The following is a 26,450-nucleotide window of genomic DNA, read 5'->3' as shown; positions in this document are numbered from 1 at the left end:
CCCTAAGCCTAGGCGGGCTCACCGACACTGCCGACGGGCAGCGTGGTATCCGCCGTCACAGACCGGGCCTCGGTCCGGTGAGATGGTTGACGGTGTGCTGGAGCAGCACGGGTTCGTGCCGGACCTGATCGTGGGCACGCCCGTGGGCGCGTTCAACGGAGCCGTGGCCGCCGCGCACCCCGGCACCGCCGCGCGGTCGCTGTCCCTGACCTGAACAGGGCTGCGACGCCGGGAGGTCTTCCCGTTCGGCCTGCGGTCCTTCCGGGCCGGCCTGTTCGCAGATGGCGGCCTGGGCCACCGGAAGGACGGCGCCTCGCACGAGGGCCGCTGCGACCGCGGCGCTCCGGGAGGCCGGCGGTCCCCAGGCTGGTCAGACGCGGTCGTGGAGAGTGATCTGGTAGCCGTCAGGATCGGCGAAGGTGAACGTTCGGCCGAAGGGGCCGTCGATCGGTGCGGACACGATGGGGTGACCGTCCGAGACGAGTGCATCGTGAATGGCCTGGACGTCGGTGGCATGGAGCCAGATCGCGGCACCGACGCCGGGCTGCGCGACCGATGCGAGATCGGTGCCGGGAAGGACCTCGCGGAGTGCGAACGCGATCGGTCTCGTCTCGAAGACGACCGCGTGCGGAGGTCCAGCCGGCGAGCGCACGAGGCCGAGGTACTGCTCGTAGAACGCCTGCGAGGCGTCGAGGTCGCGCGCTTGGAGCGAGATGAAGTCGGGTCCGGTGGCGGGCATGGTGCTCCTTCGGGTGCGTGTCAGTTATCTGACATGGAGGACGCTATGTCAGAATGCTGACATGAGTCAAGACGGCGTCGGCATCGACCTGGACAGGTCGCTGGGCTACCTGCTGAAAGAGGCGTCGAGCGCGCTCCGGTCAGCGATGGAGGAGGTGCTGCGGCCGCTCGGCATGAACGTGACGCACTACTCCTGCCTGGAGCTGCTGGCTCAACGACCGGGCTTGTCCAACTCCGAGCTCGCGCGAGGCGCGTTCGTGACACGGCAGTCGATGAACGTGCTGCTCCAGGCGCTGGAACGAGACGGCTACGTCACCAGGCCCGCGGAGGCACGCGTCGGGAAGGTTCTTCCCACACAACTCACCCCGCTCGGCCGACGGAGCCTGGAGAGGGCGACCGCGGCAGTCCGGGCCGTCGAGGTCAGGATGCTGGCCGGCATGACCGAGACCGAGCAGTCGGACGCGTTCCGGATCCTGCGAAGCATGATCCGTTCCCTGCACGACGGCGACCACGACGCACGGCCCGCTCCCCGGCCCTCGTCCGCGACGAGCCGGTAATACACCGGATGAAATAACAGGAACTACTTTCGAGGACGCTGCCGCGAACGCCCGGACAACCCGGCGAATATCAATGGCCGAGCAGGGTGAGATCTGGGTGATATCTCACGCCAGGGGATTTCTCGGCTGCACCGGGTGAATCACCGTGTTCACCCGCTCCCCGGCTTTCTGGCAGAGGCTGCGGGAGCAACACTTTCCTCATGCATTCCGACGCTCCGCACGTTCTGGTGATCATCCAGAACCTGCCGTTCCGGATCGACCGCAGGGTCAGGTCCGAGTGCCGCGCCCTGACGGACGCCGGCTACCGGGTGAGCGTCGTCTGCCCGCAGGAGAACGGCGACGAGCCGGCCCGGTTCCAGGTCGATGAGACGACCGTGTACTCCTACCCGCCGCCGCCCGAGTCGCGCGGCGTCATGGGGTACGTGCGCGAGTTCATGGTCTGCTGGTGGCGCACGGCGCGCGCCGCGGCGCGGGTGCACCGCGACGCACCGTTCCAGGTGATCCAGGCCTGCAACCCGCCGGACACCTACTGGCTGCTCGCGCTGCTGTGGCGGCTGCGCCGAGGGGTGCGCTTCGTCTACGACCAGCACGACCTGTGCCCCGAGGTGTACGTGGCCAAGTTCGGCCGGCGCGACCTCCTGTACAAGGCCCTGCTCCTGCTGGAGCGCGCGACGTACCGCACCGCGGACCACGTGATCTCCACCAACGGCTCCTACCGGCAGATCGCGCTGGAGCGCGGGAGCGTCGACCTGAGCCGCAGCTCCGTGGTGCTGAGCACGCCCGACGCCGGCCTGATGCGCCGCGGTGACACCGAGCCGGGGGCCCGTGACCTGGGCAAGCACCTCGTCTGCTACGTGGGGATCATGGGCTCGCAGGACGGCGTCGACCGGCTGCTGGCGGCGATCGAGCACGTGGTGAAGGTGCGCGGGCGGACCGACGTGCGGTTCGCGCTGCTCGGCTTCGGGGACGCGCTGGAGGAGCTGCGCGCGGACTGCACGCGCCGCGGGCTGGACCTGTGGGTGCACTTCACCGGGCGGGTCGACCACGCCGCCATCGGGCGGTGGTTGTCCAGCGCCGACCTGGGTGTCACGCCCGACCCGCCCAGCGAGTTCAACGACCGCTCCACCATGAACAAGACGCTGGAGTACATGGCGCACGAGCTGCCCGTCGTGGCGACGGACCTGACCGAGACCCGGCGCAGCGCGGGCGACGCGGCGCGGTACGTCGCCGGGAGCGACGCCGCGCCGTTCGGCGACGCGATCCTCGAGATCCTCGACGACCCCGACCGCGCCCGTGCCATGGGCCTGGCCGGTCGCGCCCGGATCGAGGGCGAGCTGGCCTGGTCCCGCCAGGCGGAGACGTACGTGCGGGTTTTCGACGGTCTGACGGGCCGCTCCCGAGCATTGTCCGAGGAGCGCGGCTGAATGCTGGTCACGGCATTCTGAGCGGCCGCGCCCGCATTCATCTTTCACCTCCGGGTGAAACTCCCCTCCGGGTGAGAAAAGACCGGGCAGGGGTGAATTCGAAAGGCACCGGCCGGTTCGCCTCCACGCCGGGACGTACATTGATCGGAGCCAGGATGACAACACTCCGGGCCGATCCGAGCTGATACCGGAAGAAGGCAGCATGGACCAGAGAACCTTGCGGGCGGCCGTGGTGGGCGCCGGCTACTGGGGACCCAACCTGGCACGCAACTTCGCGGCGTCCGACCGCTGGGAGCTGGCGGCGGTCTGCGACCTCGACGCGGACCGGGCGGCCCGCGTCGCCCGCGCCAACGGCCGGGTCGACGTCGAGACGTCGCTCGAGGCGCTGCTGGAGCGGGACGACGTCGACGCCGTGGCCATCGCCACCCCGGCCCGCACGCACCACGCGATCGCGCTGGCGGCGCTGCGGGCCGGCAAGCACGTGGTGGTCGAGAAGCCGATCGCCGACCGGGCGGCGGCCGCGGGCGAGATGGTCGCCGAGGCCCGGTCCCGCGGGCTGGTGCTGATGACCGACCACACCTACTGCTACACGCCGGCGGTCCGCAAGATCCGCGAGCTGGTGGCGGGCGGCGACCTGGGCGACATCCTGTACATCGACTCGGTCCGGATCAACCTCGGGCTGGTCCAGCCCGACGTGGACGTGTTCTGGGACCTGGCGCCGCACGACCTGTCGGTCCTCGACTTCATCCTGCCCGGCGGCCTGCAGCCCGAGTCGGTGGCCGCGCACGGCGCCGACCCGATCGGCGCGGGCAAGTCCTGCGTGGGCTACCTGGTGCTGCCGCTGCCCGGCGGCGCGGTGGCCAGCGTGCACGTGAACTGGCTCAGCCCCACCAAGGTGCGGCGGATGACGATCGGCGGGTCGCGCCGCACGCTCGTGTGGGACGACCTGAACCCGCAGCAGCGGATCAGCGTCTACGACCGCGGCGTGGACCTGGAGACCCAGGCGTTCGACAGCCTGGAGCGCCGGGCCGCGACCATCTCCTACCGCCTGGGCGACACCTGGTCGCCCGCCCTGGAGGAGCGCGAGGCGCTCGGCTCCATGGTGGGCGAGCTGGCCGCGGCGATCCACGGCGAGCGCCCGGCCCCGACCGACGGCGCGGCGGGCCTGCGCGTGCTCGACGTGCTGGAGGCGGCGGACCGCAGCCTCGCCGCGGGCGGAGACGTCTCCCCCGTCGGGACCGGTGCACGCACGCCGGTGCTCGCGGGCGAGCCGGCCGGGAACGGTGTGGCATGAGCGGGCTGAACGGGGCGCGCGTCCTGGTCACGGGCGGCGCCGGGTTCATCGGCAGCCACCTGGTGGACGAGCTGGTCCGCCGGGGCGCCGCATCGGTCACCGTCGTGGACAACCTGGTCAACGGGCGGCGCGAGAACATCGCGCACCACATCGCCGACGCCGCGGCTGACGACGCCACCGTGCACCTCGTCGCCGACGACATCCGCAGCGAGGGTGCGCTCGCGCTGGTCGACGACGCGGACGTCGTCTTCCACCTGGCCTGCCTGGGGGTGCGGCACAGCCTGCACGACCCGCGCGAGAACCACGAGGTCAACGCGACCGCCACGCTGGAGCTGCTCGAACGGGCGCGCGCGGCAGGCGTGCGGCGGTTCGTGCACGTCAGCTCCAGCGAGGTGTTCGGCACCGCGCAGTACGCGCCGATGAACGAGGAGCACCCGACCTGGCCGGAGACGGTCTACGGCGGGTCCAAGCTGGCCGGGGAGGCGTACGCGCGCGCCGCGTACCGCACGCACGGCATGCCGGTGGTCGTGGTCCGGCCGTTCAACACGTTCGGCCCCCGGAGCCATTTCGAGGGCGACAGCGGCGAGGTGCTGCCGCGCACCATCGTGCGGGCCCTGTGCGGGCTGCCCGGGTTCGTCTACGGCGACGGCGAGCAGACGCGCGACTTCCTGCACGTCAGCGACACCGCGCGGGCCCTGGCGGAGATCGCGGAGTGCGACGCCGCGATCGGCCGCACGGTCAACGTGGGCTCGGGCGCCGAGGTGACGATCAACGAGCTCGTGGAGACGGTCGCCCGGCTCGCCGGCCGGCCCGACCTCGAGCCGGTGCGGCTGGAGGCACGTCCGGGCGACGTGCGCCGCCTGCTGGTGGACAACACCCTGGTGCGCGAGCTGACCGGGTTCGCGCCGCGCACCGGCTTCGAGCAGGGCGTCGCCGACCTGGTCGACTGGTTCCGCACCCGGCCCGAGAGCCCGGAGGAGATGCTGAGCCGCATCGAGGACCGCAACTGGGTCGCGCCCGAGCCCGCCCCCGCGGGGGTGACCTCGTGACCGCCGTCGAGGAGGGCCTGCAGCGGGTCGACGTCATGAAGCCGTGGCTCGGCGCCGAGGAGGTCGCCGCGGTCACCGAGGTGATCGAGTCGGGCTGGGTGGCCCAGGGCCCGCGCGTCGCCGCGTTCGAGGCGGCCTTCGCCGAGGCGATGGGCGCCCGCGCCGCGGTGGCGACGTCCAGCTGCACGACGGCGCTGCACCTCGCGCTGGTCGTGGCGGGCGTCGGCGCCGGGGACGACGTCGTCGTGCCGTCCTTCTCGTTCGTCGCCACGGCGAACGCGCCCACGTACGTGGGTGCGCGCCCCGTGTTCGCGGACGTGGACGCCGCCACCGGCAACGTGACGGCCGAGACGGTGACCGCGGCGCTCACCCCCGCGACCCGCGCGGTGATCGCGGTGGACCAGGCCGGCGTGCCCGTCGACCTGGCCGCGATCCGCGAGGTGTGCGACCCGCTGGGCATCGTGGTGATCGAGGACGCTGCCTGCGGCGCGGGCTCGACCTACCACGACCGCCCCGTCGGGGCGGGCGCCGAGATCGTCGCGTGGTCGTTCCACCCGCGCAAGATCCTCACCACCGGCGAGGGCGGCATGATCACCACCAGCCGCCCGGAATGGGCCACCCGCGCCCGCCGCCTGCGCGAGCACGCCATGAGCGTCTCGGCGGCGGACCGGCACGCCTCGCTCGTGTCGCCGCCGGAGGAGTACGACGAGGTCGGGTTCAACTTCCGGATGACGGACCTGCAGGCCGCCGTCGGCCTGGTGCAGCTCGGCCGGCTGCCGGCCATCGTGGCCCGGCGGCGGGAGCTCGCCGCCCGCTACCGTGCGGAGCTGGCGGACGTGGCCGGCCTGCGCCTGGTCGAGGACCCGCCCTACGGCACCGGCAACGTGCAGTCGCTGTGGGTGGAGGTGCTGCCGGGATACCGGCTCGACCGGGAAGGCCTGCTCCAGGCCCTGGCCGCCGCGAGCATCTCCGCGCGACGCGGCATCATGGCCGCGCACCGGCAGCCCGCGCACGCCGCCCGGACCCACGTGCCGCTGCCCGTGACGGAGCGGCTCACGGACAGCACGCTGATCCTGCCCCTGTTCCACCAGATGACGGACACCGACCTCGGCCGCGTGGTCCAGGTGCTCCGCGGGTACGGGGGGCAGTGACGTGGCGGCGAGCTGGGGCGGGCCGCTGCTGCTGGTCGGGGCGAGCGGGCTGGCCCGTGAGGTGCTTCCCGTGGCCGCCGAGGCCGGGCACGAAGTGCTCGGGATCCTCGACGACCGCCACGCCGACCTGCCGCCCGCGATCGGCGGCGCCCCGGTGCTGGGGCCGGTGACCTCGGCCGGGGAGCATCCTGGCGCGCGCCTGCTGCTGTGCGTGGGTCCGAGCCGGAGCCGCGCCGCGGTGCACGAGCGCCTGGGCACCGGCGTGACCTACGGGCGCGTGGTGGACCCGTCGGTGCGCAACCCGGGCGGGTGCCCGGTCGGCGCGGGCTCGATCCTGCTGGCCGGCGTGACGATCACCGCCGACGCGACCCTCGGCGCGCACGTCGTCGCCATGCCGAACGTGACGATCACGCACGACTGCGTGGTCGAGGACCTCGCGACGCTGGCCGCCGGGGTCTCCCTCGGCGGCGGCGTGCGGGTGGGCCGCGCGGCCTACCTCGGCATGAACGCCTCCGTGCACCCCGGCGTCCGGATCGGCGCGGGCGCCGTGGTGGGCATGGGCGCCGTGGTGCTGACCGACGTGCCCGACGGCGAGACGTGGGCGGGCGTGCCGGCCCGCCGGCTCCTGTCCGGCAGCCCCGTGGGAGCGACCCCGTGAGAGTCGTCGTGTACGTGCACCACATGGAGATCGGCGGCAGCCAGCTCGGCGCCCTCGAGCTCGCCCGGGAGACCATGGCCCGCGGCCACGACGTGCTGGTGCTCGCTCCGCCGGGCGGAGCCCTGTGGGAGGTGGCGGACCGGTTCGGGCTCGACACCGTGACCCTGCCGACCCACCTGACCTGGCCCTCCCCCCGGAACATGGCGCAGGTCGCCTCCGCCGTGCGCCGGACCCGCGCCGACGTGGTGCACGCCTACGAGTGGGGCCCCGCCATCGACGTGGCGCTCGGTACCCACCTCCTGCGCGGTACGCCGGCCGTGGTGACGACGATGTCGATGTACGTCTCCGGCTACATCCCGCGGCACCTCCCCCTCGTGGTCGGCACCCGCCGGCTCGCCCAGGAGGCGGAGGACCGGGGCTGCCGGCACGTCGAGCTCCTCGAGCCGCCCGTGGACACCGCCGCCAACGCGCCGGGCGTCGCCGGCGGCCGTGCGGCCCGAGCACGGTGGGGGTTCCGGCCCGACGACGTCGTCGTCGCCGTGGTCTGCCGCCTCACCGACGACCTCGACAAGACGGCGGGCGTCCTCGAGGCGATGGACGTGGTCGAGCAGGCCGGTCCCGCAAGCCCGCTCCGCCTGCTCGTGGTGGGCGACGGCCCCCGGACCGACGCCGCCGCGGCGCGGGCCGAGAAGGTCAACGCCGAGCTGGGGCGGCCCGCGGTCGTCGTGGCGGGCGCACTCGACGACCCGCGGCCCGCGTACGACGCGGCCGACGTCGTCATCGGCATGGGCAGCTCCGTCCTCAAGGGGATGGCGTTCGGCAAACCGGTCGTGGTCCAGGGCGAGCGTGGGTTCTGGCGCGGCCTCGACGAGCCGGGCCTGGCCACGTTCCTCGACCAGGGCTGGTACGGCGCCGGCGGCGCCGGAGCACCGGCGCTGGCGGCCGCGCTGGACCCGCTGGTCCGCGACGCCGGTCTGCGGGCGGAGCTCGGCGCGTTCGGACACCGTGTCGTGACCGGGCGGTACTCGCTCGCGGCGTCGGCCGAGCGGATGGAGCAGATCTACCGTGCCGCGGCGGCGACCGGACGCCGCTCCCCGCGCGCGCTGGCCCGGCTCGCGGCCCGCGTAGCGCTGGACGTCACCCGCGGCAGACTCCGGGAGAGGCCCACCCGTGACTGACACAGGCACCCTCAGCGGCCGGGTCGGCCGCGCCCTGCGCTGGAGCACCACGGGCACCGTCGTGGTGCGCCTGGGCAACCTCGGGCTCGGCATCGTCATCGCCCGCATCGTGTCGCCGGAGGAGTTCGGCCTGTACGCGATCGCCCTGACGGTGCAGAGCGTCGTGATGGCCCTGGCCGACCTGGGCCTCAGCGCCGACCTGGTGCGCAGCCCGGACTTCGAGCGGCGCACCGGCCCGGTCGCGGTGCTCGGCCTGGTCACCGGCGGCACCCTGACCCTGCTCACGGCGCTGTCCGCCCCCGCCCTCGCCTCCGCGATGGGCGGCCCCGGCGCGGCCGGGCCCATCGCGATCCTGGCCGCGACGTTCCTGCTGGCGGGCGTGGGTGTGGTGCCGTTCGCCACGCTCCAGCGCAAGCTCGACCAGCGGGGGCTGTTCCGCTCCAACGCCATCGACTTCGGTGTCGGCGCCGTGGTGACCCTGGTGCTCGCCGCCCTCGGCTACGGCCTCGTCGGGCTCGCGGTGGGCCGGGTCGCCGGCCAGGCGTGCGGCGTCGCCACCCAGTTCTGGCTCACCCGGGCCCGGCTGCGGTTCTCGTGGGACCGCACCGTGGCCCGCTCCGTGCTCGCGTTCGGCCTGCCCGTCGCGGCCGCCAACCTGCTGTCCTGGGTGCTGCTGTCGGTCGACCGCGTGGTGCTCGGCAACCTGGCAGGCGCCGTCGAGCTCGGGTTCTACGTGCTGGCCGCGAACATCTCGACGTGGCCCATGACGCTCGTCGGTCAGGCGCTGCGGTCGGTCACGCTGCCCGCGTTCTCCCAGGTGCGCGAGCGCGCACGGGCCGCGCTCGTGCCGCTGCTCGGACCCGTCTGGTGGGCTGTCGCCGCGGCGGCCGCGATGCTCGCCGCGCTGGCCAACCCCGTCGTCGTGCTCGTCTACGGCGCGCGCTGGGAGCCGGCCGCGCAGATCCTGGTGCCGCTCGCCGTGGTGGGCGCCGTGCGCGTGGTCTCGGACGTGCTCGCCGGGTACCTGTACGCGCTCGGCCGCTCGCGCGGCGTGCTCGCGGTGCAGGTGGTCTGGCTCGTCGCGCTGGTCCCCGCGACCGTCGCGGGCGCCCGTCTGGGCGGGAGCATGGGCGTCGCGACCGCACAGGCGGTCGTCGCCGTCGGTGTGCTGGTGCCCGCCTACCTGGTGCTGCTGCGCCGCTCCCGCGACGAGGTCGCTGCCCTGGCCTGGGCCCTCGCGGTCCCGGGCCTCGCCGCCGTGGCCGCCGTCGTCGCGGGCACGGCGGCCGCGGACCGCGTCGAGAGCGCGCTCCTCGGCGGCCTGCTCGCCGGGGCCGTCACCTTCGTGCTGTACGTCGGCACCACCTTCGCGTGGGTACGGCCGCGCTGGCGCGCCGCCCGCACGGCCCTCGACGGGCCGGAGGAGGACGACCAGGCCCCGGACGAGACGCCGGCCGAGGCCGGGGCTCCGATCACCCTGCCCGTGCCCCAGCTCGATCCACCGGAGCCCGCGGTGGCGCACGCCGTCCCGGCTGCCCGACCGAGAGGAACCACCTCATGACCGAGACCCTGACCACGACCTCCCCCGTGCCCGCGCCGGAGCCCGTGCCGTTCCTGGACCTGGGCGCGCAGACCGCCGAGGTCGAGGCCGACGTCCGCGAGCGCTGGGACGAGATCCTGCGCACGTCCGGTTTCGTGCTCGGGCCCGACGTCGAGCGGTTCGAGCGCGAGTTCGCCGCCTACTGCCAGGCACGGCACGCCGTGGGGGTCGGCAACGGCACCGACGCGCTGGAGATCGGCCTGCGGGCGGCGGGGATCAGCCGCGGCGACGAGGTGATCGTCCCGGCCAACACCTTCTTCGCGACGGCGGAGGCCGTGCTGCGCTGCGGCGCCCTGCTCGTCCCCGCCGACGTCGACGACGACTTCCTGCTGGACCCGGAGGACGTCGCCGGACGGCTGTCGGCGCGCACGCGCGCGGTGATCGGCGTGCACCTGTACGGGCAGATGGCGCCCGTGGCCCAGCTGCGCGAGCTGGTGGGCCCGGACGTCCTGGTGGTCGAGGACGCCGCCCAGGCGCAGGGCGCGAGCCGGGACGGGCTGCGCTCCGGCGGCGCCGGGGACGTGGCGGCGACCAGCTTCTACCCGGGCAAGAACCTGGGCGCGTTCGGCGACGCGGGCGCGGTCATGACGTCGTCGGACGACGTCGCCGAGCGGGCACGCCGGCTGCGCAACCACGGCGGCGTCAACCGGTACGAGCACCTGGAGGTCGGCGCGAACTCGCGGCTCGACTCCCTGCAGGCCGCCGTGCTGTCCGCGAAGCTCACCCGGCTGGACGCGTGGAACCTGCGGCGGTCCGAGGCCGCGGCCCGCTACGGCGCCCTGCTGGCCGAGGCGTTCCGGGACGTCCCGGAGGTCGTGGCGCCGCGCGAGCTGCCGGGCGCCGCGCACGTGTGGCACCTCTACGTGGTGCGGGTGCCGGACCGGCCCGCGGCGTCGGCGGCGCTGACGGCGGCCGGGATCGGCCACGGCATCCACTACCCGGCCCCGGTGCACCTGCTGCCGGCGACGGCGCACCTGGGCTTCCGGCCCGGCACCGCACCGCGGGCCGAGGCGCACGCCGACCAGATCCTCTCGCTGCCCATGTTCCCGGGGATCACCGCGGCCCAGCAGGAGCGCGTGGTGGCCACGCTGCGCGACTCCGTGACGGGACGGGGTCCACGATGAGCGGCGGGCCGCTGGACCGCACGGCCACCGCGTGGCGCGCGTGGGTGGACCGCGGTGCGGTGGGCGACGGCGCGGGCACGCGGGTGGTCCGGACGCTCGGGTCCTGGGTCTCCTCGCCCCTGGCGCCCCGCTCGTTCCGCCGGCGCCCGGCCGCCGCCCCGCAGCTGCGCCCCCGCGTCTCGGTGGTGGTGCCGTGCTACGGCTACGGCCGGTTCCTGCCGCAGACGATCGGCAGCCTGGTGAGCCAGGAGGGCGTCGACGTCGAGGTGATCGTCGTGGACGACGCCTCGACGGACGACAGCCTCGCCGTGGCGCGCGCACTGGCGGCCGAGCACCCGGGCGTGACGGTGCTGGCCAACGAGCGGAACCTGGGCCAGGTCGCGTCGTTCAACCGCGGCTGGGAGCACAGCACGGGCGAGTTCGTGGTGCGGCTGGACGCCGACGACATGCTGCCGCCCGGCGCGCTCGCCCGGGCCACGGCCCTGCTGGAGCAGCACCCGGAGGTGGGGCTGGTCTACGGGCACCCGCAGCACTTCGAGGACGGCACGCCGCCCGTGCCGGCGCTCGGCGAGCTGTCCTGGACGGTCTGGGACGGACGCGCGTGGCTGGCCGAGCGGTGCCGCACGGGAGTCAGCTGTATCACCTCCCCCGAGGTGGTCATGCGCTCCGACCTGCTCAAGGACGTGGGCCCGCTGGACCCGCGGCTGCGGTTCACGATGGACGTCGAGATGTGGCTGCGCCTGGCCGCCGTGTCCGACGTCGGCTACGTGGGCGGGGCCGACCAGGCCCTCCACCGTGAGCACGCGGCCAGCCTGAGCGTGAACGAGGGGTCCGGCGCGCTGCTGGACCTGCGCGCCCGCGTGGACGCCTACGACCGGCTGTTCGCCAACGTGGGCGACCGGATCGCCGGCGCCCACGGGCTGCGCGACCGGGCCCGGTCCGCGCTGGCGCAGGACGCCCTGCGGTACGCGGCTGCAGCCGCCGACCGCGGTGAGTCGCCCGCGCCCTACCTGGACCTTGCGACCGAGGTCTGGCCGGCCTCCCGCCGGTGGCGCTCGACGGCGCGCGTGGTCGCGCGGGCGGAACGCGCCGAACGGACGGGCCGGGCCGGGTACGGCGCCGTCGTCCGCCGGCTCGCCCGCCGCGGGCGGGTCGAGCTCATGTACCTCCGCTGGGCGACGTCCGGCCTGTGACCGCGCCCATGACCGCGCCTGTGACGAGGGAGAACTGCCGATGAACCGGCTGACCAAGGCCACCGCGAAGCTCCGCCGCCTGCGCCGTGTGGGCGCCCGCGGGCTGGCCCAGCGCGCCGCCGCCCGCGCCTACCGGAGCACGGACGCGGCCTCCCTCGGCTTCCAGCTCGACCCGGCGGACATCGTCGGCGACGTGCCGCACGTGCTGCCGACGCCCGACCCGGTGCTCGGCGGCCGGCCCCTGACCGTGGGCTGGGTGACGTCGCCGCCCGCGGCCGGCTCCGGCGGCCACACCACGCTGTTCCGCATGGTCGAGGGGCTGGAGGCGCGGGGCCACAAGTGCGTCGTGTTCCTCTACGACCGGCACGGCCTGGACATCGTCCAGCGCACCGCCGAGCTGCGGCAGGGCTGGCCCGGGGTGCGCGCCGAGGTGCGGGACGCCCGCGCGGGCATCAGCGGCATGGACGCGGTCGTGGCGTCGTCCTGGGAGTCCGCGCACGTGATCGTGTCGCGGGGCCTGCGCCCCGCCCACCGGCTGTACTTCATCCAGGACTACGAGCCCTACTTCTACCCGCGCGGGTCGGAGTACGAGCTGGCGGCCATGACCTACCGGTTCCCGTTCCGGCGCATCGCGCTGGGCGACATGGTAGGCGGCTGCCTCACCTCCGAGCTGGGGCAGGACAGCGACGTGGTGCCGTTCGGCTGCGACACGGACACCTACCACCTGCCCGACGCCGAGCGGCCGCGGTCCGGCGTGGTGCTCTACGCCAAACCGGACGTCGGCCGCCGGGGCTACCTGCTGGCCCGGCTCGCCCTGGAGCGGTTCCACCGCGCGCACCCGGAGCAGGAGATCCACGTGTACGGCTCGCGCCCCGCCGACCTGACGTTCCCGGTAACGTTCCACGGACGCCTCACGCCCGCGGAGCTGAACGACCTGTACGGCCGCGTGCTGGCGGGCCTCGCGATGTCGTTCACCAACATCTCGCTGGTCGCCGAGGAGATGCTGGCCGCGGGCGTCGTGCCCGTCGTCAACGACTCCCCGCTGGCGCGCGCCGACCTGCCCAACCCCTACGTGGGCTGGGCCGAGCCGACGGCGGCCGGCATCGCGGCGCAGCTCGCCGCCGCCGTCGAGCGGCCGGACGCCGGTACGTACGCCGCCAAGGCCGCCGCGAGCGTCGTGGGCCGGTCCTGGGCGCCGACGCAGGAGGCGGTGGCCCGCATCGTGGAGGACGAGGTCCGTGGCGCGGCGCACGGCTGACGACCCGCGGCCCGGGTCAGCCGGCGACCGCCGGTTCCGGCTCCGCGGGGGCGGGCTCGGCGGGCGACGCAGCGGCGCGACGGCGGGCGCGTGTCTCGAGCACGGCGATGACCGCGAACGTGGCGCTCGCGCCGAGCAGGCCCGCCATGCCGGCGGCCCGGAGGCTCGAGCCGCCCACCTGGTGCACCACGGTGGACTCGGGGGCGACCGTCACGGTGATGTCGTTGACGGGCGCCACGCCGGCGTCGCGCTGCAGGCGGTCGAGCTCGTGGGCGATCTGGTCGATGATCTCCTCCTGCCGCGCACCGACCTGCTCGGCCGTGGCGCCGACGACCTCGACGTACAGCACCTGCTGGGCGAAGTTGGGGGCCCACTGGCCGCCGGTGTCAGGCAGCCGGATCGACCAGCCGTCGCGGATGCCCTCGCCGACCAGCGTTGCGTCGGGCGAGGCGTACTTGGTGACCGCGGCGGGCCCGGAGACGGCCTTCGCGACCGCTCCGGCCGTGATGATCAGGTCCTCGGACGTGGTGCGCAGGGCGTTCGGGTAGGCCTTGCTCGCCGGCGCGAGGAAGACGACCTGGGTACGGCTCCAGTAGACACCGTCGTCCAGCGTGGTCGCGTACACGAGCCCGAGGGAGGCGACGGCACCGGCCAGCAGGACGGGCCAGCGCCGCACCGCCGCACGTATCAGGTCCCACACCGTCATCGATTCCCCGCAATTTCTCGGAGCGGGCGAAATTCCCGTCGGAGTTCCGCAACTCGTTCCTTTGCCCGCCCTCGGCACGATACCTTTGTCGAGCGCGGCGTGATACGCCCGGAAAGGGTGAACAAATGTCATTCCTCGACGTGATAGCAGCCTTGGGCCGCCGGTGGTACGTGACCGTCGCGGGCCTGTTCGCCACCGCCGCCCTGCTCCTCGGAGCGAGCACCCTGGAGCCACCGGTCTACACCGCGCGCGGGCTCGTCCTGCTCGTCCCGTCCCAGCAGATGGTCGGCAAGGGCGGCAACCCGTTCCTGGCCCTCGGGGGCCTCGACCTGCCCGCACGCGTGGTGGTCGCGTACTACGAGAGCGACGTGGCCAAGGCCCGGTTCACGTCCGGCTCGCCCGACTCCGAGTACGTCGTGGCCATCGAGGAGTCGACGCGCGGTCCGGTCATCTCGGTCGATGTGACCGACAGCAGCCCACAGGGCGCCCTGGCGACGCTGGAGCTGCTCACGACGTCGGTCCCCGTGGAGCTGCGCCGCCTCCAGGAGGAGGTCGACGCGCCGGAGAAGGCCATCGTCTCGACACTGGTCCTCGCCAAGGACGAGAAGGCGCAGGCCGACAACAGCGGCACGGTGCGCATGATCATCGCCGCGTCGGGCGTCGGGCTCGTGGTGACCGTCGTCGGCGCCGTGGCGGTCGACGGGCTGGCGCGCAGCCGGGTGCGCGGGCGCAAGCGGGTGGGCCTTCCGGAACCGGTGCCCGGGGATCCACCCGTCGCGGACCCGGCGACGCCGGACGCGAAGGCCGGGGCGAAGCCCTCCGGGCCGAAGCAGGCCGACCCGGAGGCGGAGCAAGCCCAACGGGCGGACCCCGGCACGCACACCGTGAAGCCGTTCGTGGCCAGGCCGCCGACCGTCAAGCTGCCCACCCTCCGCCCGCCGTCGGTACAGCCGCAGCCCGGCGGCGGCTCGGACGACCGGACCCTCCCGCCCTGGCACAACCCCTCACCGGAGTCCCGTGAGCGACGCCGCGACGAGGCGGCCGCCCGGGCCTCCTCCGCGGAGTCCCGGTGACCCAGGCCCGGCCCGCCGCCGTCCAGCGGCACGCCGCACCCTCGCAGCCGCTGCTGCGCGGGGCGGTGCGGTTCGACGTCGTCACCTGGCTCTCGGTCTACCTGCTCCTCCTGTTCGCCATACCCTCCAAGCTGGTGATCGGGCCGCTCGGCAGCGCGGGCGCGCCCTCCATGGTGGTGGGCCTGGCGAGCCTGCTGCTCTGGGTGCTCATGGGCGTCGGGAGGGCCCGGCCCACGCTGAGCGGCCCGCGGCTGATCCGCGTCTCGCTCGCCGTGTTCCTGTTCAGCGTCGGGGTCACGTACGTCCTGGCGATGTCGCGGCCCGTCGTGTCGAACGAGGTGAGCCCGGCCGACGTCGCGATCCTGGCACTGCTCGCCTGGTCCGGGGTGCTGCTGCTGGCGCACGACGGCATCACGTCGGCCGCCCGGCGCGACCAGCTCGTCTGGCGGCTGGCCCTCGCCGGGGGCGCCCTGGCCGTGCTCGGGCTGGCGCAGTTCGTGCTCGGCGAGCTCTTCGTGGACCGGCTGACCCTGCCGGGGCTCACCCTCACGTCGCCGTACGAGCTGGGGCAGCGCAACGGCCTGTTCCGTCCGCAGGGCACCGCGACCCACCCGATCGAGTACGGCGTGCTCGTCACCATGCTGCTGCCACTGACCCTGCACGTCGGCTTCGAGCACACCGAGCGCAGGCCGCTGCTGCGCTGGGCGCCCGCCGCGGCGACGCTCGTCCTGGTCCCCGCGACGGGCTCCCGGTCCGCCTACGTGGGCGCCGCCGTCGCCCTGATCGTCATGCTGGTGGGCTGGAAGGGCTCACGGCGCCGGGTCATGCTCGCCGTCACCGCCGTCGGCGCCGTGGCGGGCATGGTGGTCGCGCCCAACATGCTGTCCTCGATCCTCGGCCTGTTCACCGGAGCCTCGGAGGACCCGAGCGTGACCTCCCGGACCGGCTCGTTCGAGCTGGCGGGCGAGTTCATCGCGCGCGACCCCCTGTTCGGGCGCGGCCTCGGCACCTTCCTGCCCACCTACCGGATCTTCGACAACCAGTACCTGCTGCTGCTGGTGACCGTCGGCCTGATCGGAACGCTGCTGTTCCTGGGCATCTGCGTGGCCACGGTCCGGGTGCTCGTGCGGGTGCGCAGGCGCAGCGCGGGGACCGACGCCCGGACCTACGACCTGGCCCTTGCCCTCATGGCGGCGGTGCTCGTCGGGTTCGTCAGCCTGTTCTTCTTCGACGCCTTCGCGTTCCCGATGACGATGGGCGCGCTGTTTCTCCTGGTCGGTGTCGCGGGTTCGCTGCGCACCCGGGCATAGGTCTGCCGACATGCCCCGAGAATCACCCGGAGAATCACCCGGTAATACATTCCGCGGTGCCGGCCCTTCGTTCACGATAAACAAATGATCAATCTCTGCTTTCACGGTATCGGGACGCCGCCGGACGACGTCCCGGCCGAGGAGGCGGCCTACTGGATCAGCGCCGACACGTTCCGGCGCGTCCTCGACCTGGTCGCCGTCCGGCCCGACGTGCACCTCAGCTTCGACGACGGCAACACCTCCGACCTGACGGTGGCGCTCCCCGAGCTGGTCGAGCGCGGGCGCGCCGCCGAGTTCTTCGTGATCGCCGGCCGGCTCGGGCGCCCGGGCTCGCTGTCGGCCGCCGACGTCCGGGCACTGCGCCGGTCGGGGATGGGCGTCGGGTCGCACGGCATGGACCACCGCGTCTGGCGCCGGCTGACCCCACCGCAGGTGCACACCGAGCTCGTCGAGGCCCGGGACCGGCTCCAGGAGGTGCTGGACGAGCCCGTGGTCACCGCCGCCTGCCCGCTGGGCCGGTACGACCGGACCACCCTGGGGGCCCTGCGCCGGCTCGGCTACGCGCGGGTCTACACGAGCGACCGGGCGCTGGCCCGGCCCGGCGCCTGGCGGCAGGCCCGGTTCAGCCTCCGCGCGCACGACACGGCCGACGACGTCGCCGGCTGGCTCCGGCACGGCGAGCGCTACCCGGTCCGCGCGGCGGACCAGGTCCGCACCTTCGTCAAGGGCCTGCGCTGATGGGGGCCGAGGTCGCCGCCGTCGTCGTCACGTACAACAGCGCCAGGCACATCGACGCCCTGCTGGACAGCCTGCCCGCGGCCTTCGGCGACGTCCCGTACACCACGGTGGTGGTCGACAACGGGTCCACGGACGAGACGCTCACGCTGCTGCGGCGCCGGGGCGACTGCAGCGTCGTCGAGAGCGTCAACGACGGCTACGGCGCGGGGATGAACAGGGCGGTGCGGTACGCACCGGAGGCGGCGGAGATCCTGGTGCTCAACCCGGACGTGGAGCTCGACCCCGACTCCGTTCCGCGCATGCTGCGCGTGCTGCGCCGGCCCGACGTCGGCATCGTGGTGCCGCGCACGCGGGAGGTGGACGGCAGCCTGTCCCCGACGCTGCGCCGCACGCCGACCGTCGCGCGCGCCGGCGGGCTGAGCTTCACCCGCCTGCCGGCCTTCGCCGAGCGGATCGAGGACCCGCGGGCGTACGCCACCGAGCACCCCGTGGACTGGGCCGTCGGCGCGATCTGGCTCGTGGACCGCGAGTGCTTCGACGCCCTGGGCGGGTTCGACCCGTCGTACTTCCTCTACTCCGAGGAGACCGACTTCGCGCTGCGCGCCCGCGACCGAGGCTGGCTCACGGTGTACGCGCCGGCCGCCGGGGGCATGCACGTGGGCGGCGGCTCGGGCACCAGCCACGAGACGCACACCATGATGATGGTCAACCGGGTGCGCCTCGTCCGGCGCCGGCGCGGGGTGCGCGCGGCCTGGATGTACTACGGGATCACCCTGCTGGTGGAGCTGCGGCGGGGCCTGCTCGGGCACCGCGCGTCGTGGCCGACGCTGCGGGCGCTGGTCCGGCCGTCCCGGCGCCCGGTGGCGCTGGGCGCCAGCGACGCGGTGCTGCCGCGATGACCGGCCCCGTGGCGTCCGTCGTCGTGCCGGCGCACGACGAGGAGCGCACGATCGGGCGGCTCCTCGCCGCCCTGTGCGCCACCCCCGGGCTGCTGGAGGTGGTGGTCGCGTGCAACGGCTGCACCGACGGCACGGCGCGGGTGGCCGCGGGGTACCCCGTGACCGTCCTCGACCTGCCGGAACCGTCCAAGTCCCGCGCGCTCCGCGCGGCCGACGCGGTGGCCACGACGTTCCCGCGTGTGTACCTGGACGCCGATGTCGAGATCACCGCCGACGGCGTCGCCCGGCTCGCCGCTGCCGTCGGCCCCGGGCGCGCGGCCGTCGCGGCGCCGTCGCGCACGGTCCCCCGGACAGGGGTCGCGCCGCTCGCCCGCTGGTACCTCGACGTGTGGGAGGCGCTGCCCGCGGTGCGGTCGGGCCTCTTCGGGCGCGGGGTGCTGGCGGTGTCGCGGGAGGGCGCCCGCCGGGCCGCCGCGCTGCCCGAGGTGATGGCCGACGACCTGGCGCTCTCCGAGGCGTTCGCCCCGGACGAGCGCGTCGTGGTGACCGACGTCGCCGTCGTGGTGCACCCGGCACGCACGACGCGTGACCTCGTCCGCCGTCGGGCACGGGTGACCACGGGCAACGTCCAGGCGGACCGCGCCGGGCTGCGGGGGGACGGCGCCCGCACCTCCATGGGCGACCTCTGGCGGGTGGTCCGGGAGCGGCCGGCGCTGGCGCCCAAGGTCCTCGTGTTCGTCGGGGTGGTGCTGGCCGGGCGGCTGCGTGCCCGCTCCGCCGTCCGGGCGGGCGACTTCACGACCTGGGAGCGGGACGCGAGCTCGCGCGCCTGAGGGGCGGGCCGCCCCCTGCCCTTCGAGGCCTAAGTTTCTTCGCTTTCCGCGGTCGGAAAGCGAAGAAACTTAGGCCTCGAAATGGATGCCGCCCAGGGAGGAAAGGGGCAGATCGCGGCAGAGCAGACACCGACGTCCGTCGAGTGTCGTCCCGGCCGTCAGGCGCCGACCGTCAGTTGCCGCTGCCGGCGCACTCGATCGGTTCGCCCGGCCGCGTGGCTCCCCTGCCGACCGTCACGGTGTGCGCCTGCCACTCGGTGAGGGCGCCGCACAGGACGTCGACCGGGCCGTAGCCCCACGCGTCCTGCACGATCTGGAGGTTGCGCACGCTGCCCGGGGTGCCCGCGCGGAACGCGTAGCCGCCGCCCTCGACCAGCAGCCCGTCGACCGTGAGCGACGTGTTGCCCTGGCCGCTCGGGTAGAAGAACGGCGCGGTCCCGTAGCAGTCGGGCGCCTCCTGCATGATGATCCGGACGTTCCGGACGGTCACACTGCCGCCGCCGTAGCCCTGGATGCCGTCGCCGTGCCAGTCCTCGCAGACGTCGGGCGGGACGATCCGGACGTACGTGTCCTCGACGACGACGTCGCCGCACTCCTTGGCGCCGACCCGGATGCCCTCGGGCAGCTCGTCGATCACCACGTCGCGCACGGTGAACCCGCCGTTCCCGATGATGGGCTGGTCGGTGTCGCGGGTCTGGACCGAGCTGCGGACGAACTCGGACTGCTCGACCACCATCCCGGACCCGCACACCCCCGGGGTCGCGTCGTTGACGACCCGCGACCCAAGGGCCTGGACCCGGCGCAGTGTCACGTTCTCGGCCTCGACGTAGATGACGCCGTCCGTGATCCGCAGATCGCTGACGACGGTCCCGGCCTCGCGGATGAAGAGGTCGCCGGTGTGCGTCTCCTTGGGGGTCCAGCCCTCGGGCAGGCCCGCGGTGTCCGGCGTCGGGAAGGTCAGGGGCTCGCCCTCCTCGACCACGCTCGCGGGCGGCGACGGCGCCTCGGTGGACGCCGGGCTCTCCGCGGGCGCGGGGGCGCCGGACCCGGCCGGGTCCGTGCCCGGTGCGGTGGTGGCGACGGTGGTCAGCGCGGCGGCGAGCAGCGCGCCGACGGCCAGACGGAGCGGTGACCGCCACGACAAGGTACCCATGCCGGTCATCGTCACACGCCGGTCGTTCTCGCTCATCCGGACGCCTGTGATCCCGAGGTGAGCCGCGTCGCGGCGACCTGCTCGTACAGCTCCACCATGCGGTCGACCTTGCGCTCCCACAGGTGCGTGGCCGCCACGTGCTCGCGCGCCGCCTCCCCCATCTTGAGGCGCAGGTCGGGGACGGCAACCAGGCGGCGGACCGCCCCGGCCACGTCCCGCGCGAGCTGGTCCGGGGACTGCGCGGGCACCCGGACGGCGCACGCGTCCGACACGTTGGCCCCCGGGCCACCCCGGTCGCAGACGACGAGGGGCAGCCCGTGCGCCATCGCCTCCAGCACGACGGCGCCGCCCGGCTCCCGGTAGCTGGGGAACACGAAGATGTCGGCGCGCTCGTAGAACCCGTCCACCTCGGCGCGGGGAACCGCGCCGTGCACCGTCACCCGGTCGGTCAGCCCGAGCTCGCGCACGAGGTCGTCGCACGCCTGGCGGTCGTTGCCGTCTCCCACGACATCGAGCACCACGGGCAGGTCACGGAGCTGGGCCATGGCTCGGATCGCGTCCCGGGCCCCCTTGGTACGCACCAGGCGGCCGACGTGCAGCAGCCGGACCGGCCCGGTACGCCCCGTGCGGTCGACGGCGGGCCGGACGGCGTCGACGGACACGTCGCCGATCGTCTCGAACCGGCGCAGACGCAGGTCGCCCAGGAGCTCGCGCACATAGGGCGCGATGCCCACCACGCAGTCGGCCTGCTCGTAGGTGGAGCGCAGGAGCGGGTCGTGCCGCAGCCGCACCCCGTCGAGCCGGCGCAGCTGCTGGTACCAGGGCGTGGCCGCCTCCTCGGCGGCGAAGGCGGGCGGTGACTCCAGGCTGCCGCCCACCGGGCCGATCAGGAACGGGATGCCCAGTCCGACGACGGGCGAGGGGTACCGCAGCGCCACGGGCGTCGCCTGGTGCGCGACGTCGAACCGCTCGCCCTCCGCGAGGCGCGCGCGGACCCAGCGACGGGCCCGCCCGTAGAACGGCACGTACGCCGGCTGGAGCAGGCTGTTCAGTCGTTCCGCGCGGTGCACCAGCGGTGGCTCGGGCCACTCCACGACCCGCACCCCGGGAAGCTGCCTGGAAGGCGGTACGTGGCCCTTCTTCCAGGTGGACAGCAGGGTCACCTCGAACCGCCGCGACAGGCGCTGCGCCCACTGGTGGGCGAGCCACGACTCGCCCACGTCGTTGCCGTCGCACGCGGGTGCGACCAGCAGCACGTGGGCCCTGCGGGCGGACCCGGCCCCATCGAAGACGACCACACCCCGATAGTGACGTCTGGCCCGTGCCCGAGGCACCCCCGGGCCGGGTGAACACAGGGGTGAGAAATGCGCCCGCGGCAACTGTTAGGGAATTACCGGATGAAATCAGCGCCAGGCGCCCCTTTCACCCCGGGAACCCCCGCCCGACGCCTTTTCCCGGGGTCATACTCACCGACGTGGCACATTCGAAAGAGGCCGGGCTCGCTCCCGTCACGACAGCCGATCTGCCGCGCGTGGGCGAATTCCTGCATGCGCATCTGGACAGCCGGCTGAGCCCTGCGGTATGGGCCCGTTCGCTGCGGCCCACCTGGAGCACCAGCCATTCCGACCACGGGTTCCTGCTCGAGTCCGAGGGCCGGGTCGTGGGCGTGTACGCGGCGCTCTACTCGGAGGCGGACGGCCCCGACGGACCGAGCGCCGTGTGCAACGTCGCGGCGTGGTGCGTGCTGGACGAGTTCCGCCACCACTCGCTGCGGCTGCTGCGCGCGATGCTCGCGCAGCGCGACCGGGAGCTCACCGACCTCTCCCCGAGCGGCACCGTGATCCCTCTGAACGAACGGGTCGGTTTCCAGCACCTGGACACGGCCGGAGCACTGGTGGCCAACCTTCCGCTGCCCACTCCCGGGGTGCGGCTGCTGACCGGGCGGCCCGACATCGAGTCCGTGCTGCGCGGCGCTGACCTGGCCGCATACCGCGACCACGCGGAGTCTCCCGCCGCGCGGCACGTCGTGGCGGTCGTCCGCGGCAAACCGTGCTGGGTGGTCTTCCGCGCCGTGCGGCGCAAGCGCCTGCGGCTGTTCGCCTCGGTGCTCCACGTGAGCGACCGCGACCTGTTCCGCGCCGCGGCGCCCGCGGTCTACCGGCACGTCCTGCTCACGCACGGGCTGCCGTTCACCCTGCTGCAGGACCGCGTGAGCGGACCCCGGCCGTGGCACTCCGTCCGCCTGCCCGCGCAGCGCCCCACGATGTACCTGAGCCGCACGGGCCGGCCGCCGGAGTCGGTCTCGTACCTCTACAGCGAGCTGACACAGGTGCCGTGGTGAAAACCGGCCGGGTGAATCCCGCAAGGTGAAAAGGGTGCGGAGAAGCGCAATTCACTATGCGCTTTCCTTGAACAGGGGATGACATCCGGTCCATGCACGGTAATTCACCTCCTGCACCTCCTGGGGGTGATTGGCATAGCGCTGCGCACGTGGTGTCGCCGCGCTTTTTTCACCTCTCCCCCGGTTCACCCGCTTTTCGGCCCTATTCACCCTCGCTCGGCCTGCCGAAAATGATCGTGCGCGCTTTACCGTGATGTTCGTGACCACCATCCATCAGCATCTGGAGCATCAGGCGCGCCTGAGGCCCGGCGCACCCGCGCTGTCGGCCCGCGACGCGACCCTGACGTACGCCGAGCTGTGGCGCGCCGTACGGCAGGCCGGCGCCCGCTTCGCCGGGCTCGGCATGGCCCGGCACGACCGGGTGGCGGTCTTCCTCGAGAAGCGGTTCGAGACGGTCGCGGCCCTGTGGGGCACCTCCGTGGCCGGCGGCGTCTTCGTCCCCGTCAACCCGCTCCTGAAGGGCAAGCAGGTCGCGCACGTGCTGCGCGACTCCGGCGCCCGCGTGCTCGTCACCTCGCCCGGCCGGCTGAACGCCGTCCGCGACCACCTCGGCGACACCGGCCTGACCACCGTGCTGCTCGTGGACCCGGCCGACGGCGGCCTGCCGCACGACCTGCCCCACCTGCCCGAGCTGCCGGGGCTGACCGTGCTCCGCTGGGCCCCGGCGTCCGACGACGACGCGGAGCCCGCCGCCGCCCCCGCGGGTGCGCCGGCCCCCGACACCGACATCGCCGCGATCCTGTACACGTCCGGCAGCACCGGCGCCCCCAAGGGCGTGGTCCTGTCGCACCGGAACCTGGTCGTGGGCGCCACCAGCGTGTCCGGCTACCTGCACAACACGGCCGAGGACGTGCTGCTCGCGGTGCTGCCGCTGAGCTTCGACGCCGGCCTGTCCCAGCTCACCACCGCGTTCGCCGTCGGCGCCCACGTGGTGCTGCACGACTACCTGCTGCCGCGGGGCGTCACGGCCGCCTGCGAGCGGTACGGCGTCACCGGCATCACGGGCGTGCCGCCCCTGTGGACGCAGCTGGCCGGCGTCGAGTGGCCGTCGGGCGCCCGCTTCGCCCTGCGCTACTTCGCCAACACGGGCGGCCGCATGCCCGCCGCGCTCCTGGGCGAGCTGCGCGAGCTGTTCCCCGCGGCCGCCCCGTACCTGATGTACGGCCTCACCGAGGCGTTCCGCTCCACCTACCTCGACCCCGCGCAGGTCGACGCGCGCCCCGGCTCGATCGGGCGCGCCATCCCGAACGCGGAGGTGCTGGTGCTGCGCCCGGACGGCACGCCGTGCGGGCCCGACGAGCCCGGCGAGCTGGTGCACCGCGGCAGCCTGGTCGCGCTCGGCTACTGGAACGACCCGGAGCGGACCGCGGCCCGGTTCCGCCCCGTGCCCGGGTACGACGAGCCGTGGCGCGCCGTACCGGAACCCGCCGTGTGGTCGGGCGACACCGTGGTGCGCGACGCCGAGGGCTACCTGTACTTCGTGGGCCGCGAGGACGAGATGATCAAGACCTCCGGGTACCGCGTGAGCCCCACCGAGGTGGAGGAGGCGGCGCTGAGCACCGGCCTGGTGCGCGAGGCCGTCGCGATCGGGGTGCCGGACGAGCGGCTCGGCCAGCGCATCGCGCTCGCCGTGCTGGCCCCCGAACCCGTCGACTCCGAGCGGCTGCTCAAGGAGATGCGTCAGTCGCTGCCCACGTTCATGCTCCCGGCCGAGGTTCACGCGGCCGAGTCGTTCCCCCGTAACCCCAACGGCAAGCTGGACCGTCCGGCCATCCGCGCGGGCCTCGTCGCGGAGGTGGCCGAATGACCGCGCAGGTCGCCGAGGCGACGACGACCCCGACCGCACCCGCCCCGCACCCGGCCGTCGCGGCGCTGCCCGTCGTGGGGGACGAGGTGCTCGTGGGCGGGGTGCCCCTGACCCGCCTGGCCGCCCGGGTGGGATCCACGCCCTTCTTCGCCTACGACCGGCGGCGCATCACCGACCGCGTGGCCGAGGTCAGGGCCGCGCTCGGCGACGCGGTGCGCCTCGGGTACGCCGTCAAGGCCAACCCGATGCCCGCCGTCGTGCAGCACCTGTCCGGGCTGGTCGACGCGCTCGACGTCGCCTCGGCGCACGAGATGCACACGGCCCTGGACACCGGGACCACCCCGGAGCGGATCAGCTTCGCGGGACCGGGCAAGACACCGCAGGAGATCCGCTCGGCGGTCGCGGCGGGCGTGCTGGTCGAGCTGGAGTCGTCCACGGAGGCACGCCGCGTGGTCGCGGCCGGCGAGGAGCTCGGCATCGTGCCGCGCGTGGCGATCCGCGTGAACCCCGACTTCGCCGTTCGCGGCTCGGGGATGCGCATGTCCGGCGGCCCGCAGCAGTTCGGCGTCGACGCCGAGCAGGTGCCCGACCTGCTGGCCTATCTCGGCACCACGGGCGCGGACGTGACCGGGTTCCACGTGTTCGCCGGCTCGCAGAACCTCGACGCGGAGCTGATCGCCGGCGCGCAGCGTGCCACGGCCGACCTCGTCGTGGCACTCGCCGAGCACGCGCCCGGCCCCGTGCGGTACGTGAACCTGGGCGGCGGCCTGGGCATCCCCTACTTCCCCAAGGACCGGCCGGTCGACCTGGCCCGCGTGGGCGAGAGCCTCGCAGCCGTGGTCGCGGAGCAGATCGCCCCGGCGCTGCCCGAGGCCGACGTGCACATCGAGCTGGGCCGGTACCTCGTCGGAGAGGCCGGCACCTATGTGACCCGCGTGGTGGACCGCAAGGTCTCCCGCGGCCGCACCTACCTCGTCGTCGACGGCGGCATGCACCACCAGCTCGCCGCGTCGGGGAACCTCGGGCAGGTGATCCGGCGCAACTACCCGGTGCTCGTGGGCAACCGGATGGCGGCGGCGGAGCTGGAGCAGGCGACCGTCGTCGGCTGCCTGTGCACCCCGCTCGACCTGCTGGCCGACGACGTCCCGCTACCGCGGGCCGACCCCGACGACCTCGTGGTGGTGCTCCAGGCGGGGGCCTACGGCCTGACCGCCAGCCCCACCGGGTTCCTGGGCCACCCGGCGCCCGCCGAGGTGCTGGTTTGAGTACGACCCCTTCGACAGGAGATCTGATGAGCAGCGACGTGACAGACAGCCCCGCGGGCAGCGCGACGGACGACGTGACGCTCGCCGACGTGCTCGAGGTGCTCGGCAAGGTGCTCGGCATCGAGGACCGCGTGCTCACGTTCGACGCCGGCACCCCGCTGTTCGGCGACGTGCCCGAGCTCGACTCGCTGGCGGTGCTGGAGCTGGTGACCGCGCTGGAGGACCGGTTCGCGATCACCGTTGAGGACGACGAGCTGGCCGGCGGCCTGCTGGAGACCGCGGGCAGCCTGCACGCGTTCGTCAGCGCGCGGGCGCGGTGACGGGACGGGGCATGCCATGACCATCGACGAGCAGGGGGCGGCGCGGGTCCAGGACTCGGCCGACGTCGACGACCGCGCCACGATCGGCGCGGGCACCACCATCTGGCACCTGGCCCAGGTGCGCGAGGACGCCGTCGTGGGGTCCGGGTGCATCGTGGGGCGGGGCGCCTACGTCGGGCCCGGGGTGCGCCTGGGCGACGGCTGCAAGCTGCAGAACTACGCTCTCGTCTACGAGCCGGCGGTGCTGGAGGACGGCGTGTTCGTCGGACCGGCCGCCGTGCTGACCAACGACCTGTACCCGCGGGCGGTGACCCCGGACGGCACGGTCAAGACCGGCGATGACTGGCAGGCTGTCGGCGTCACGATCCGCACCGGCGCCGCGATCGGCGCCCGGGCGGTGTGCGTGGCCCCGGTGACGATCGGCCGGTGGGCGACCGTCGCGGCGGGCGCGGTCGTGACGGCCGACGTGCCGGACTTCGCGCTCGTCGCAGGGGTACCCGCCCGCCGCATCCGGTGGGTCGGCCGTGCCGGCGTGCCGCTCGAGCGCACCACCGGTGACGGCTGGCGCTGTCCGGTCACCGGGGACGAGTTCACGGAGACCGACGGGGTGCTGCACGAGACCTCGTCCAACGCGTCTTTTCGCCGCTGAATGAAGCTCGGTTATTTCTTTCCCCGGCTACTGTCTCACCCCTTCACCGAAAAGGGTGAAGTGCCGGGTGAA

At 73.9% G+C, this 26,450-nt stretch carries 26 protein-coding genes; 22 read left to right on the top strand and 4 right to left on the bottom strand.

What is annotated here, in order from left to right; all coding sequences use genetic code 11:
* The first annotated feature begins 82 nt into the window (after positions 1–82).
* A complete protein-coding gene (locus ACH47X_RS14710) occupies positions 83–214 on the top strand; it encodes a hypothetical protein (protein WP_397405366.1) in 132 nt (43 codons plus the stop codon).
* A 156-nt stretch (positions 215–370) separates the two neighbouring features.
* Here the strand turns inward: ACH47X_RS14710 and ACH47X_RS14705 are convergent, their stop codons facing one another.
* Positions 371–739, bottom strand: coding sequence for a VOC family protein (locus tag ACH47X_RS14705; protein ID WP_397405365.1), 369 nt, complete (start codon positions 737–739; stop codon positions 371–373).
* A 61-nt stretch (positions 740–800) separates the two neighbouring features.
* On the opposite strand from ACH47X_RS14705, the gene ACH47X_RS14700 reads away from it, so the two are divergent.
* The 11 genes from ACH47X_RS14700 (at position 801) to ACH47X_RS14650 (ending at position 13,224) form a co-directional block, all read left to right on the top strand.
* Positions 801–1,295, top strand: a complete 495-nt coding sequence (locus ACH47X_RS14700) for a MarR family winged helix-turn-helix transcriptional regulator (RefSeq protein WP_397405364.1) — start codon at positions 801–803, stop codon at positions 1,293–1,295.
* A gap of 200 nt (positions 1,296–1,495) precedes the next feature.
* Positions 1,496–2,719 (top strand): glycosyltransferase family 4 protein, encoded by a 1,224-nt coding sequence (locus tag ACH47X_RS14695; RefSeq protein ID WP_397405363.1) that lies wholly within the window; start codon positions 1,496–1,498, stop codon positions 2,717–2,719.
* 202 nt (positions 2,720–2,921) lie between these two features.
* Positions 2,922–4,013: a Gfo/Idh/MocA family protein gene (locus ACH47X_RS14690; RefSeq protein WP_397405362.1), complete on the top strand. Its 1,092-nt coding sequence runs from the start codon at positions 2,922–2,924 to the stop codon at positions 4,011–4,013.
* A complete protein-coding gene (locus tag ACH47X_RS14685; RefSeq protein ID WP_397405361.1) occupies positions 4,010–5,062 on the top strand; it encodes a dTDP-glucose 4,6-dehydratase in 1,053 nt (350 codons plus the stop codon). The genes ACH47X_RS14690 and ACH47X_RS14685 overlap by 4 nt, the downstream gene beginning before the upstream one ends.
* The gene (locus tag ACH47X_RS14680) at positions 5,059–6,213 is read left to right on the top strand and encodes a DegT/DnrJ/EryC1/StrS family aminotransferase (protein WP_397405360.1); all 1,155 of its coding nucleotides are present in this window, start codon (positions 5,059–5,061) and stop codon (positions 6,211–6,213) included. The genes ACH47X_RS14685 and ACH47X_RS14680 overlap by 4 nt, the downstream gene beginning before the upstream one ends.
* A 1-nt stretch (position 6,214) precedes the next feature.
* Complete coding sequence (locus tag ACH47X_RS14675; RefSeq protein ID WP_397405359.1) at positions 6,215–6,871, top strand: NeuD/PglB/VioB family sugar acetyltransferase; 657 nt, start codon at positions 6,215–6,217, stop codon at positions 6,869–6,871.
* Entirely contained in the window at positions 6,868–8,049 is a 1,182-nt protein-coding gene (locus ACH47X_RS14670) for a glycosyltransferase family 4 protein (protein WP_397405358.1), read from the top strand. Before ACH47X_RS14675 ends, ACH47X_RS14670 begins: the two co-directional genes overlap by 4 nt.
* Positions 8,042–9,610 (top strand): oligosaccharide flippase family protein, encoded by a 1,569-nt coding sequence (locus ACH47X_RS14665; protein WP_397405357.1) that lies wholly within the window; start codon positions 8,042–8,044, stop codon positions 9,608–9,610. Before ACH47X_RS14670 ends, ACH47X_RS14665 begins: the two co-directional genes overlap by 8 nt.
* On the top strand, positions 9,607–10,773 hold the full coding sequence (locus ACH47X_RS14660; protein ID WP_397405356.1) for a DegT/DnrJ/EryC1/StrS family aminotransferase: 1,167 nt from the start codon (positions 9,607–9,609) through the stop codon (positions 10,771–10,773). Before ACH47X_RS14665 ends, ACH47X_RS14660 begins: the two co-directional genes overlap by 4 nt.
* A complete protein-coding gene (locus tag ACH47X_RS14655) occupies positions 10,770–11,966 on the top strand; it encodes a glycosyltransferase family 2 protein (RefSeq protein ID WP_397405355.1) in 1,197 nt (398 codons plus the stop codon). The genes ACH47X_RS14660 and ACH47X_RS14655 overlap by 4 nt, the downstream gene beginning before the upstream one ends.
* A 40-nt stretch (positions 11,967–12,006) precedes the next feature.
* Positions 12,007–13,224 carry a rhamnosyltransferase WsaF family glycosyltransferase gene (locus ACH47X_RS14650; RefSeq protein ID WP_397405354.1) on the top strand — a complete coding sequence of 406 codons (1,218 nt, stop codon included), beginning with the start codon at positions 12,007–12,009 and terminating at the stop codon, positions 13,222–13,224.
* Between the two features lie 16 nt (positions 13,225–13,240).
* Here ACH47X_RS14650 and ACH47X_RS14645 read toward each other — a convergent pair whose 3' ends face one another.
* Positions 13,241–13,930, bottom strand: coding sequence for a hypothetical protein (locus ACH47X_RS14645; protein ID WP_397405353.1), 690 nt, complete (start codon positions 13,928–13,930; stop codon positions 13,241–13,243).
* A gap of 125 nt (positions 13,931–14,055) precedes the next feature.
* Here ACH47X_RS14645 and ACH47X_RS14640 point away from each other — a divergent pair, with 125 nt between their 5' ends.
* The 5 genes from ACH47X_RS14640 (at position 14,056) to ACH47X_RS14620 (ending at position 18,783) form a co-directional block, all read left to right on the top strand.
* Positions 14,056–15,003, top strand: a complete 948-nt coding sequence (locus tag ACH47X_RS14640) for a hypothetical protein (RefSeq protein WP_397405352.1) — start codon at positions 14,056–14,058, stop codon at positions 15,001–15,003.
* On the top strand, positions 15,000–16,313 hold the full coding sequence (locus ACH47X_RS14635) for an O-antigen ligase family protein (protein ID WP_397405351.1): 1,314 nt from the start codon (positions 15,000–15,002) through the stop codon (positions 16,311–16,313). Before ACH47X_RS14640 ends, ACH47X_RS14635 begins: the two co-directional genes overlap by 4 nt.
* An 84-nt stretch (positions 16,314–16,397) precedes the next feature.
* Complete coding sequence (locus ACH47X_RS14630) at positions 16,398–17,051, top strand: polysaccharide deacetylase family protein (RefSeq protein ID WP_397405350.1); 654 nt, start codon at positions 16,398–16,400, stop codon at positions 17,049–17,051.
* Positions 17,051–17,950: a glycosyltransferase family 2 protein gene (locus tag ACH47X_RS14625; protein ID WP_397405349.1), complete on the top strand. Its 900-nt coding sequence runs from the start codon at positions 17,051–17,053 to the stop codon at positions 17,948–17,950. Before ACH47X_RS14630 ends, ACH47X_RS14625 begins: the two co-directional genes overlap by 1 nt.
* Positions 17,947–18,783 carry a glycosyltransferase gene (locus ACH47X_RS14620; RefSeq protein ID WP_397405348.1) on the top strand — a complete coding sequence of 279 codons (837 nt, stop codon included), beginning with the start codon at positions 17,947–17,949 and terminating at the stop codon, positions 18,781–18,783. The genes ACH47X_RS14625 and ACH47X_RS14620 overlap by 4 nt, the downstream gene beginning before the upstream one ends.
* 172 nt (positions 18,784–18,955) lie before the next feature.
* Here ACH47X_RS14620 and ACH47X_RS14615 read toward each other — a convergent pair whose 3' ends face one another.
* Positions 18,956–19,972, bottom strand: coding sequence for a hypothetical protein (locus ACH47X_RS14615; protein ID WP_397405347.1), 1,017 nt, complete (start codon positions 19,970–19,972; stop codon positions 18,956–18,958).
* A complete protein-coding gene (locus ACH47X_RS14610) occupies positions 19,969–21,234 on the bottom strand; it encodes a glycosyltransferase (protein ID WP_397405346.1) in 1,266 nt (421 codons plus the stop codon). The genes ACH47X_RS14615 and ACH47X_RS14610 overlap by 4 nt, the downstream gene beginning before the upstream one ends.
* Positions 21,235–21,410: 176 nt before the next feature.
* On the opposite strand from ACH47X_RS14610, the gene ACH47X_RS14605 reads away from it, so the two are divergent.
* The 5 genes from ACH47X_RS14605 to ACH47X_RS14585 all read left to right on the top strand — a co-directional run bounded on the left by ACH47X_RS14605 (position 21,411) and on the right by ACH47X_RS14585 (position 26,378).
* Positions 21,411–22,277, top strand: a complete 867-nt coding sequence (locus ACH47X_RS14605) for a hypothetical protein (RefSeq protein ID WP_397405345.1) — start codon at positions 21,411–21,413, stop codon at positions 22,275–22,277.
* 253 nt (positions 22,278–22,530) lie between these two features.
* Positions 22,531–24,144 (top strand): acyl-CoA ligase (AMP-forming), exosortase A system-associated, encoded by a 1,614-nt coding sequence (locus ACH47X_RS14600; RefSeq protein WP_397405344.1) that lies wholly within the window; start codon positions 22,531–22,533, stop codon positions 24,142–24,144.
* Entirely contained in the window at positions 24,141–25,409 is a 1,269-nt protein-coding gene (locus ACH47X_RS14595; protein ID WP_397405343.1) for a pyridoxal-dependent decarboxylase, exosortase A system-associated, read from the top strand. Before ACH47X_RS14600 ends, ACH47X_RS14595 begins: the two co-directional genes overlap by 4 nt.
* 26 nt (positions 25,410–25,435) lie before the next feature.
* Entirely contained in the window at positions 25,436–25,729 is a 294-nt protein-coding gene (locus ACH47X_RS14590; RefSeq protein ID WP_397405342.1) for an acyl carrier protein, read from the top strand.
* A 16-nt stretch (positions 25,730–25,745) separates the two neighbouring features.
* On the top strand, positions 25,746–26,378 hold the full coding sequence (locus tag ACH47X_RS14585; RefSeq protein ID WP_397405341.1) for an acyltransferase: 633 nt from the start codon (positions 25,746–25,748) through the stop codon (positions 26,376–26,378).
* The last annotated feature ends 72 nt before the right edge of the window (positions 26,379–26,450 follow it).

The organism is Promicromonospora kroppenstedtii, assembly GCF_044389675.1.
In the GTDB taxonomy this organism is placed as follows: Bacteria; Actinomycetota; Actinomycetes; order Actinomycetales; family Cellulomonadaceae; genus Promicromonospora; species Promicromonospora kroppenstedtii.
Note: the sequence above shows the minus strand (reverse complement) of the source record. Positions and strands in the feature narration are given on the sequence as shown.